This window comes from Bifidobacterium sp. UBA6881, assembly GCA_002451435.1.
Lineage (GTDB): Bacteria > Actinomycetota > Actinomycetes > Actinomycetales > Bifidobacteriaceae > Bifidobacterium.
On the sequence record DKCF01000082.1, the window covers coordinates 6317 to 17476 of the forward strand.

Below are 11160 nucleotides of genomic sequence, written 5' to 3' on the forward strand. Positions count from 1 at the left end.
GCATGCAGGCCGGAGTGCGTTGCATACGCGCCGCAATGTGTATCAGGCGTCGATGCCGACGGCCTGGCCGACGTGGTCGAAGCCATCCTTGCGCAGCAGCTCCGCAAGACCGCGCTTCAGCACGGTGATCTGCTGCGGTCCGCGGTACATCAACGCGCTGACGAACATGACCAGCGAGGAGCCGGAGCGGATCTTCGCGTACGCCTGTTCCGGCGTGAACACGCCGCCGATGCCGGCGATCGCGAAGCGCTCGCCGTATTCGCGGTAGACCTGGCGGATGCGTTCGTTGCTCGCCTCGTAACAGGGGGATCCGGACAATCCCCCCTCCCAATCGCGTGGGATGTTCATGCCGGTGCGGTCCTTCTGCAGATTCGCGATCGACAGTCCCTGCACATTGTGCTCGGCGAGCACGTCGAGCAGATCCTTGAATTCCGGCCAGCTTGTGTTCAACGGCATCTTCACCAGCGTCGGCTGCGGGCGGTCGATGCCGTCCAATGCGGTGAACAGCCTGTCGAGCGCCTCGGGGCTTTGCGTGAACGGCTCGCCGGCCTTCGTGTTCGGGCAGGAGATGTTCACCTCGACCATCGCGGAGCGTCCCGCGGCGCGGCGCATGGAGATGCAGTAGTCCTCGATGCCCTCGTCCAGGTCGCCGGTCTTCTCGTCGTTGGTGCGGGCGATGGAGACCGACACCTGCATGTCGCGCGCCTTCGTCCATGCGTTTTCGGCGCGCGGAATCACCTTCTGCGAACCGTCGTTGGCGAGGCCGACGTGCACGATCATCGAATCGTATTCGGGCAGACGGTGGAACCATGGCTTCGGATTGCCCTTGCATGGGCGGGACGTGGTGGAGCCGACGGTCTCGAAACCGAATCCGGCGTTGTCGAGCAGCACGGGCATGTCGCAGTTCTTGTCGAGTCCCGCGGAAAGCCCGAACGGATTGGCGAAGTCGACTCCCATCACCGAGGTTTCGAGAATGGGGTCGGTGTAGTTGAGCATTTCGCGGCACAGCCACATCAGCGGCGGAATGTTCTTGGTGACGCGGCAGAATTCGATCATCTGCTCATGCGCGACGTCGGGGGCGTGGTTGAACACGAAGTGCGGTTTGATGATGTGCTTGTAGCCGAAGGTGAACAGATCGGTGGTGGCCTTGTTCACTGCATCGTGCCAGTAATTTTCGGAAACATACGTCATGAACACCATTTTCGCACTCTTTCGATGTTTTCGCACGGCGATATGTGCGGATTTGTCGCCTGTCGGTGGTCGATGGCGGTATGCGACGATGTGCGTTCGATTTTGTGCGATTAAAGATTGTAGCGTGAGCTTTTTTGCTTGGAAAACATGCGAAACGCTCAAGTCGGTTTTTATTTTGAGTGAACGTGTGCGATAATGTTCGAATGATTTCGTCACAACGTCAGCATCTGATATTAAGCAGGTTGCGCACCCGCGGCGCGGTGCGCATCACCGCATTGTCCAAGGAATTGGGCGTCTCCGCCATGACCATCCGCCGAGATATCGCTGATCTGGCAGACAAGGGACTGCTCAAACGCGTGCACGGCGGCGCCGTCACCACCAGCACCCTATTGAGCGAACCGCTGTTCTCTGTAAAGTCGCAGATGGACATCGGCCTGAAGGACGCCATCGCGCAGGAAGCCGTCAAATACGTGGCTCCCGGCGACGTGATCGCCATCGGCGGCGGCACGACCGCGTACATCTTCGCGCAGCATCTGCTGGAATCCCAGCAATCGTCGGGAATCACCATCCTCACCAACTCCATCCCCGTGGCGGAATTGGTGCAGGCGCTGGAATCGAAGGACGTGGAGGTCATCGTGACCGGTGGTGTGACCACCCGTTCCAACTCCCTTGTCGGCCCCATCGCCGACAAGGTGGTGTCCTCCCTGCGGGTCAACACCGTTTTTCTGGGCACGCATTCCGTGTCCATTCCGCGCGGCTTCCTCATGCCGAATTCGCTGGAGGCCGCGACCGATATGGCGATGATGGACATCGCCGACCGGACGATAATTTTGACCGACCACACCAAGTGGAGCTGCACGTCACTGTCGCTTTTCGCACGCTTCGACCAGGTGGACACGGTCATTACCGATGACGGGCTCGATCCCGATTCGGTTGGAAAAACAAGGGATTTGGTCAAAGAACTCGTGCTGGCCCACCAGAGCGAGCTGATTCAGGAAAGTGAGTGATCACCAATGAGTGAATTCGCCAACTACACTCCAGGGGAATACGCGAAGAAGCATATCCGCATCACGCCGACGACGCTTGCCGACGGACGAGACTTCTTCTACCTCGACGACGATCCGGAATACGTCTCCGGCAAGAAGACCCGCGAGCTCAAGGACCCGCGCCAGCTGGCATACCGTTTCTCCAACCAGCTGAACGCGGCCGGCGAGGAAGTGCCGTACGCAGCTCCGGAAATGCGCCGCGATCCGTTGACCGGCGACTGGATTCCGATGGCGACCGCACGCATGAACCGTCCGATCACCGCAGGCCCCGGCGCCACCGCGAAGGGCAACCCGCTTGCCGCGCGCAAGCCGGGCGACCCGTATCAGGACGGCGAGGTTCCCGACACCGACTACAACGTGGTCGTGTTCGAGAACCGGTTCCCGTCGATGGTCCGCGTGCCGGGTCGTTCCGAGGCCGTCGAATACGTCGACGGCAATCCGCTGTGGGAGAAGAAGATGGCGGCCGGCCGTTGCGAAGTGATCTGCTTCGACCCGGACGAGAACGGCCTGCCGGCCGATCTGCCGGTCTCCCGTCTGCGCACCGTCGTCGAGGCATGGGCCTTCCGCACCGCGGAGATCTCCAAGATCGACGGCATCGAGCAGATCTTCCCGTTCGAGAACCACGGACAGGAGATCGGCGTCTCCCTGGCGCACCCGCACGGACAGGTCTACTGCTACCCGTTCATCGCGCCGAAGCTGGAGGCCGAGCTGAAGCACACCGAGGCATACCACGAGAAGACCGGCGGCAACCTGCTCAAGGACCTGATGAACGCCGAACTCGAAGCCAAGGAACGTGTGGTCATGCGCAACCACAGCTGGGTCGCGTACGTGCCGGCCGCGGCGCGCTGGCCCCTTGAGGTGCATGTGGCGCCGGTGCGCGACGTGCTCACCCTGGACGAGCTCAACGACCAGGAGCGTTGGGACCTCGCCGTCATGTACTCCACCCTGCTCAAGCGCGGCAACGCGTTCTTCGACAAGGGCGACGGCAAGGGCATGGACCTGCCGTACATCGCCGCATGGCACCAGGCCCCGATCCACGACAAGCGCCGCGAGAACTACCGTCTGAACCTGCAGTTCTTCTCGTTCCGCCGTGCCGCCAACAAGATCAAGTACCTGGCCGGTTCCGAATCGGGCATGGCCGCCTGGGTCTCCGACACCACGCCGGAACTCATCGCCAAGCGCTTCCACGAGCTCGGCCCGATCGACATCGAAGGCTGAGCACAAGCAAGGCCGGCCACGGGGAAGGCCGCCCCATGGCCGGCCATCATGATTCATCACGAAGGCTGAAAGGACAAAACACCAATGACTGCTGTTGAATTCATTGAGCCGCTCTCGCACGACGAGGGCGTGGACATCGCCACGAACCTGTTCGCATCCACCTACGGCGAGAAGCCGGCTGGCGTATGGGCCGCTCCGGGCCGTGTGAACCTGATCGGCGAACACACCGACTACAACGCGGGCCTGTGCCTGCCGATCGCGCTGCCGCACCGCACCTTCATCGCGCTGAAGCCGCGCGAGGACACCAAGGTGCGCGTGGTGTCCGACGTGGCGCCGGACGAAGTGGCCGAAGCCGACCTCGACGGTCTTGAAGCCGGGGGAGTGAAGGGCTGGGCCGCGTACCCGGTGGGCGTCGCATGGGCCCTGCGCGAAGCCGGCTTCGATTCCGTCAAGGGCTTCGATGCCGCATTCTCCTCCTGCGTGCCGCTGGGCTCGGGCCTGAGCTCCTCGGCCGCCATGACCTGCTCCACCGCGCTCGCGCTCGATGACGTGTACGGTCTCGGCTACGGCGCATCCGACGCCGGCCGTGTGACGCTGATCAACGCGGCGATCAAATCCGAGAACGACATGGCCGGCGCCTCGACCGGCGGCCTCGACCAGAACGCGTCCATGCGTTGCACCGAAGGCCACGCGCTGCGCCTCGACTGCCGCCCCGAGCTGAGCCCGCTGGAAAACGTCTCCCAGCAGGAATTCGACCTCGACAAGTACGGTTTGGAACTGCTTGTGCTCGACACCCAGGCCCCGCATCAGCTCAACGACGGCCAGTACGCGCAGCGCCGCGCCACCTGCGAGAAGGCCGCGGAAATCCTCGGCGTGGCCAACCTGCGCGTGTCCGCCGATGAGATCGCCAAATCCGACGATCCGTTCCAGGCGCTCAAGGAAACGCTCGACAAACTGCCCGATGACGTCATGAAGAAGCGCGTGCGCCACGTCGTCACCGAAATCGCGCGCGTCAACTCCTTCGTGCACGCCTTCGCCGACGGCAACATCGAAGAGGCCGGCAAGCTGTTCAACGCGTCGCACGACTCCCTCGCCGCCGACTACGAGGTGACCGTGCCGGAACTCGACATCGCCGTGGAGGTGGCCCGCGCCAACGGTGCCTACGGCGCGCGTATGACCGGCGGCGGCTTCGGCGGCTCCATCATCGCGCTCGTCGACAAGGGCCAGGGCCATGCCATCGCGCAGAAGATCGCCGACCGCTTCGAGAAGGAAGGATTCAACGCGCCGCGCGCGCTGCCGGCATACGCCGCGGCGTCCGCAAGCCGCGAGCAGTGAAGCGGGCCGTATTCGGCCGCAGGGCTCGTCGGAACCGGAGACCGCGATAAAACGGGAATGCCGGGCGGGAATCTCGAATCACATTTCCGATGTGGATTCCCGGAATTTCCGGCGGGTCCGAGGGCGCATATCCGATGACATATCCAATATGAATGGGGTCGTCTCCTTTTGGGGACGGCCCCATTGTTTTTCGCGCTTTTCCATGCGCTGCTCCCAGCTGCTCGAACCATTCGTGCAAATCTTCCGCGATTGAGGTGCGATTTTGCTGGTAACGCGCCGGCTTGCCCATATCGAAGTTCGGACCATTCGCAATTGAGACGCGATGGCGGGCCTTCCTGAACCCGTGGAACCCGTTGATCCGCAATGTGGGGTCCACAATGTGGCCATTCGGACCATCCCTCGTCGTGGGCGGGCATAATAACGGGCAGACACAGCGGAGTGCGGCTCCGCTGTAGGCCATAAGCTCATGCGTCCGCGTTCCGATCGGGCATCTCATCAAGATGCCGCATAGAGGGGTTCAACTCAATAAGAGGGGATTGGACGTATGTCCGCAACTACCATGTCGGCCGCCGCAACGGCGGCGAAGCCGGCGAAAAAGGATTCCGTGCCGGAGATCATCGCAGCGTCGATGGTCGGCACCGCAATCGAATTCTACGATAACTACTGCTATTCCATCGCCGCGGCCAGCTACTTCAGCGCCATCTTCTTCGCCAACGTCACCGATCCGGCGCTGGCCAAGATCATGTCCTTCACGACGTTCGCCGTGTCCTTCCTGGCACGTCCGTTCGGCTCCATGCTGTTCGGCCACTTCGGCGACCACATGGGCCGCAAGAAGACGCTGGTCATCGCACTGCTGACTATGGGCACCGCCACCTTCCTGGTCGGCTGCCTGCCTGGATACAACGTGCTGGGCGGCGTCTCCATCATCATCCTGTGCCTCTGCCGCGCATGCCAGGGCGTGGGCCTCGCCGGTGAATGGTCCGGCGCCGCGCTGGTCGCCACGGAGAACGCTCCGAAGAGCAAGCGCGCGCTGTACGGCTCCTTCCCGAACCTCGGCGCCCCGATCGGATTCTTCTGCGCCTACGGTCTGAACCTGCTGCTCATCACCCACCTCGGCAACGAGCGCATGGGCGCCTGGGGCTGGCGTATCCCGTTCCTCGCCTCGATCGTGCTGGTCGTCATCGGCCTGTACGTCCGCGCCCGCATGTCCGAGACCCCGGTCTTCAAGAAGGCCGAGGCCGAGCACCGCGTCGTCAAGCACCCGCTTCGCTCCCTTCTGCCGTACTGGAAGGAAGTCGTTCTCGGCACGCTCGCCATGGGCATCACCTACACGCTGTTCTACGTGCTCGGCACCTGGTCGCTGAGCTATGGCGTGCAGTACTTGAAGTTCACCCAGCCGCAGTACCTGATGATGCAGATGATCTCCGTGGTGTTCTTCGCGATCTTCATCGTGGTCTCCTGCCTGTCCGCCGACAAGTACGGCCGTAAGAAGGTCATGCTCTTCGTCACCGCCGTCGCGCTCGTCTTCAGCTTCTTCACCCCGCTGCTGCTGGTGCACAGCGTGCCGCGCGTCATGGTGTTCCTGTGCGTCGGCTTCGTCATCATGGGCGGCTTGTTCGGACCGTGCGGCGCCTACCTGCCTGAGCTGTTCCCGACCCACGTGCGTTACTCCGGCGCCGGTCTGAGCTACAACCTGGCCGCCATCTTCGGCGGCGCGTTCGCCCCGACCATCGCCCAGCTGCTGGTGAGCAATCCGAAGATCGGCATTGCCGGCGTCGGCTACTACATGGCCATCATGGCCGCCGTGGCTCTGGTCGCCCTGCTTGTCATCAAGGAGAGCAAGGACAAGGATTACGAGGCCTGATCGCCCTTCTTGATCCTCCGCCGGATTTCCGGTTTGCCGCAAAAGGCCGTGGCATCCATTGGATGTGACGGCCTTTTGCGTTCGGGCTCTTTGATGTTTCGCACAATTCCAATATTGACCGTTAATTTTAAAATTGTGCGAAACGCAGTTGCCCAAAATCCTGGTACGGGGGTGTCTGACCAGTGCGCGTGGAGTCATTTTCCCGGGTTCTGATACCCCCTAGGCTATGAGGGTTTCGCATGATTTTGATCGCGGCCGGCAAATTCGGAATCGTGTGACACGCCGAGCTCACTTACGAAGATTTCGTATTCATGCTACGTTGACAAATGTTTCGAAAACCGCATGGCACAGCCGATACACCAAGGCTTACGCCGTGCGGTTTTTCCTTTGCCGGAAAACAAGGCGATGAGGCCCGGACCACCATGGTCCGGGCTTTTTCATGCGCATCATGCGTTGCGGGGCATTCCGCGCGACGCGGCAGAACGATTCGCCACACGGCATAAGACGAATGATGATGTATGAGTTTGGAAAGATGAGAGGTACTGTGTCCGAAGTCACTCGGCAATCACAAGACATGAAAATGCAGCAGAACCATGGACCGCGTTTCGAGCATCCGCACAAGGTGATGCTGGGACTCTATCTGGGCGCGTTTCTGGGCATGCTGTCCGAAACGTCCATGAACATCGCGCTGCCGGATCTGTGCGATGTCTTTGGCATCTCCACCGGCACCGCGCAGTGGATGGTCGTCGGCTACATGCTCGCCATCGGCATCGTGCTGCCGTGCGTGGGCTTCCTGCTCAAGTGGGTCAAGGCGAAGACGCTCGTGCTCGTGGCGTTGGGCTGCTTCTTCGTCGGCTCCGTGCTCTCCGCTGCCGCTCCGGTATTCGCGCTTGTGCTGGCCGGACGAATCATCCAGGGCATCGGCACCGGTATCGTGCTGCCGACCATGTACGCGGCCATCATGCGCGTGTTCCCCCCGCAGAAGATCGGCGCCGCCAACGGTGTGGCCGGTCTGGTGATCATGTTCGCCCCGGTGATTGGCCCGACCCTGGCCGGAGCGCTTATCGGCCTGTTCTCCTGGCGTGCGATCTTCGCGCTGTTCGCGGTGCTCGCCGTCGTCGCGATCATTTGCACCATGGCCTTCTTCGTCACTCCGATCGAAACCACCCATCCGAAGGTCGACCTGCTTTCCGTGCTCGCCTCGGTCATCGGCTTCGGCTGCCTCGTCGCAGGCGTGAGCCTCGTCTCGGATATGGGCTTCTCCGCACTGGTGATCGCACTGCTGGTCATCGGCATCGCCGTTGTGGCGTTCTATGCCTACCGCCAGCTGCACATCGACAACCCGGTGCTTGACCTTCGCGCCCTCGGCATCGCTTCCTTCCGCGTGCCCGCCCTGATGGTCACCTGCTCCTTCGCCTGCACGCTGGCTCTGATGTACTTGGCTCCGCAGGAGCTGCAGCGTGGCCTCGGACTCGACACCACCGTGGCCGGCATGCTGATGCTCGCCGGTGGCGTGGTCAACGCCATCTGCTCTTTCCTGTCCGGCCGTATGTTCGACCGTGTGGGCGCCGCTCCGCTGGTGCGTGTCGGCGCGGTGATCGCGATCATCGGTTCGCTGCTGTTCCTCGCCATCGGCGTCACCACGTCCCCGATGTTCTTCGTGCTGGCGCACGTGGTGTTCATGATCGGCATTCCGCTGATGCAGCAGTCCGCGCAGTCCGCCGCATTGAAGGGACTGCCGCGCGAGCTCGCCGCCGACGGCTCCACGATTCTCAACACCATGCAGCAGGTTGTCGGCGCTATCGGCACCTCCGTCGCCACCTGCCTGCTGGGCATGGGCTCCGGCGCGACCGAGGCGGAAAGCTTCGTCGCCGGTTCCCGTTACGGCTACGTGTTCGGTCTTGTGCTCATCGTGGCCGTGCTGGGCTTCTCCTTCTTCCTGGACAAGAAGCGTGAGATCCGCCAGCCGCAGGGCGTTCCGGTCGCGGAACGCGCCTGATGCGTGGACGTTGAAGCATCGGAGCATACCGGGGTGATGGCGTCCGATGACGTCCAACGAAACATTCAACGAATGTGTTGTGGCGTCTCGGTGGTTTGAGGCATCCGCCATCTCAGGCTCTGCCATCCCGGATTCCGTCATCTCAGTATGTAATGGATTGTGAAAGAAGGCACGCGTTTTGGCGCGTGCCTTTCCTATACTTGAATCCATGTCCGGCGTTTCCGCCGGTAGGGTAACTGGTATACATACCTAGCGTTTAGGGAGTTCCATGAACAAGGCAATCATCACCGTCGTCGGCCAGGACACTGTCGGCATCATCGCTCGCGTCTGCACGTACCTTTCCGCTCATCAGGTCAATGTGCTCGACATTTCCCAGACCATCATCGACGGCTTCTTCAACATGATGATGATTGTGGATTATTCCAAGGCCGACGAGGAATTCGGCGCCATTGTGGACGATCTCGACAAGCTCGGCGAACAGATCGGCGTGCGCATCCGCTGCCAGCGCGAGGAGATCTTCACCAAGATGCACCGCGTCTGATCGGCGACGCATACGAGTAACCGAATCTTCGAATCGTAAGGAAAAACCATGCTGAATATCATGGAGGTCCACGAGACCAACAAGATGATCGAGCAGGAGAAGCTCGATGTGCGCACCATCACCATGGGCATCAGCCTGCTGGACTGCGCGGCCGACGATGTCGACACGGTCTGCGAGAACGTCTACAACAAGATCACCACGTACGCGAAGGACCTCGTCTCCACAGGCAAGGCCATCGAACGCGACTACGGCATCCCGATCGTCAACAAGCGCATCACCGTCACGCCGATCTCGCTGGTCGGCGCCAGCTCCTGCAAGAGCTCCGACGACTTCGTCAAGATCGCGCACGCGCTCGACCGCGCGGCCAAGAAAGTCGGCGTCGATCTGATCGGCGGCTACTCCGCGCTCGTGTCCAAGTCCATGACCCCGGCCGAGGAGATGCTCATCCGCTCCCTGCCGAAGGCGCTGTCCGAAACCGACATCGTGTGCTCCTCCGTGAACGTGGGCTCCACCAAGACCGGCATCGACATGAATTCCGTCGAACTGCTCGGCCATATCGTCAAGGACATCGCGCACGCCACCGCCGACAACGACTCCTACGGCTGTGTGAAGTTCGTGGCGTTCTGCAACGCCCCGGACGACAACCCGTTCATGGCGGGCGGCTTCCATGGCGTGACCGAGGGCGACGCGGTCATCAACGTCGGCGTCTCCGGCCCCGGCGTGGTCTCCCGCGCGCTCGACGAAGCCAAGGGCAAGGACTTCGAATTCCTGTGCGAAACCATCAAGCGCACCGCGTTCAAGATCACGCGTGTCGGCCAGCTGGTCGCCCAGGAGGCATCCCGTCGCCTCGGTGTGCCGTTCGGCATCATCGACCTGTCGCTCGCCCCGACCCCGGCCGTCGGTGATTCCGTCGGCGAAGTGCTGGAGAAGATCGGCCTCGAGCAGGTCGGCGCCCCGGGAACCACCGCGGCGCTCGCCATGCTCAACGACCAGGTGAAGAAGGGCGGCATCATGGCGTCCTCCTATGTGGGCGGCCTGTCCGGCGCGTTCATCCCGGTCTCCGAAGACAAGAACATGATCGACGCGGCCAACAGCGGTTGCCTGAAGATCGAGAAGCTCGAGGCGATGACCTGCGTGTGCTCCGTCGGCCTTGACATGATCGCCATCCCCGGCGACACCACCGCGGCCACCATCTCCGGCATCATCGCCGACGAGGCCGCCATCGGCATGGTCAACCAGAAGACCACCGCCGTGCGCGTGATTCCGGTCGAAGGCAAGGGCGTCGGCGAGATGGCCAACTTCGGCGGTCTGATGGGCTACGCGCCGATCATTCCGGTGAACCAGACCAGCTGCGAGGCGTTCGTCACCCGCGGCGGCCGTATTCCGGCTCCGATCCACTCCTTCAAGAACTGACGCTTCGGCGGTTTTGCGGTACCTTGGATTCCCCGGCCCGAACGGTGCCGGGGATTTTTTGACGGGATTCGTTGTTTTGGCGTTTGGCGGCGTGCTGCTAAACATCGGAGTGCTGCTTATTTAATTATTGCTGCAGGGCATTCACGTTTTAGACGCAATGCCGTCACAAATCGCTCTTCTTGAGATGTTCGTACCTCGCATTACCAGATTTCTCTACACGGTCCATTTGCTCACATATAGCTCGCGCATAGGATTGGTTTTGGGCAGGTCGATTCTGGTTCTCCTGACGTGGTCACTGGGGTTTGCCCGGCGTCCGTTCAGGGAGATGCTCTGTTTCGGATTCTCTTGATGTAGTCAATGGCGTTTGCCCGGCGTCCGTTCGGAGAGACGGGCGATTTCGACTCCCTGGATGCGGACGCTTACTTTTGCGTAGTGTCCGTTTGCAGAGATTTTTCAGGTGTGGCTCTCCGTGGATGGACGCTTGGATTCGTGCGGCGTCCGTTTGTGGAGACACTCATATGTTGGTTCTCCTCATGCGGTCGCTGGGATTTGT

At 61.7% G+C, this 11160-nt stretch carries 8 protein-coding genes; 7 read left to right on the plus strand and 1 reads right to left on the minus strand.

Annotation, left to right across the window (positions count from 1 at the left end):
• Positions 1-42: 42 nt before the first annotated feature.
• Entirely contained in the window at positions 43-1191 is a 1149-nt protein-coding gene (locus B3C64_RS06400; protein WP_291534542.1) for a quinone-dependent dihydroorotate dehydrogenase, read from the minus strand.
• Between the two features lie 203 nt (positions 1192-1394).
• On the opposite strand from B3C64_RS06400, the gene B3C64_RS06405 reads away from it, so the two are divergent.
• The 7 genes from B3C64_RS06405 (at position 1395) to B3C64_RS06435 (ending at position 10607) form a co-directional block, all read left to right on the plus strand.
• Positions 1395-2198 carry a DeoR/GlpR family DNA-binding transcription regulator gene (locus B3C64_RS06405; RefSeq protein ID WP_291534543.1) on the plus strand — a complete coding sequence of 268 codons (804 nt, stop codon included), beginning with the start codon at positions 1395-1397 and terminating at the stop codon, positions 2196-2198.
• Between the two features lie 6 nt (positions 2199-2204).
• A complete protein-coding gene (galT, locus tag B3C64_RS06410; RefSeq protein ID WP_291534544.1) occupies positions 2205-3455 on the plus strand; it encodes a galactose-1-phosphate uridylyltransferase in 1251 nt (416 codons plus the stop codon).
• Between the two features lie 84 nt (positions 3456-3539).
• Positions 3540-4790, plus strand: a complete 1251-nt coding sequence (gene galK / locus B3C64_RS06415) for a galactokinase (RefSeq protein WP_291534545.1) — start codon at positions 3540-3542, stop codon at positions 4788-4790.
• 559 nt (positions 4791-5349) lie between these two features.
• Complete coding sequence (locus B3C64_RS06420) at positions 5350-6654, plus strand: MFS transporter (protein WP_414632174.1); 1305 nt, start codon at positions 5350-5352, stop codon at positions 6652-6654.
• A gap of 574 nt (positions 6655-7228) precedes the next feature.
• On the plus strand, positions 7229-8653 hold the full coding sequence (locus B3C64_RS06425) for a DHA2 family efflux MFS transporter permease subunit (protein ID WP_291534548.1): 1425 nt from the start codon (positions 7229-7231) through the stop codon (positions 8651-8653).
• 268 nt (positions 8654-8921) lie between these two features.
• On the plus strand, positions 8922-9194 hold the full coding sequence (locus tag B3C64_RS06430; RefSeq protein WP_291534549.1) for an ACT domain-containing protein: 273 nt from the start codon (positions 8922-8924) through the stop codon (positions 9192-9194).
• A gap of 48 nt (positions 9195-9242) precedes the next feature.
• Complete coding sequence (locus B3C64_RS06435; protein WP_291534550.1) at positions 9243-10607, plus strand: PFL family protein; 1365 nt, start codon at positions 9243-9245, stop codon at positions 10605-10607.
• Positions 10608-11160 lie beyond the last annotated feature (553 nt).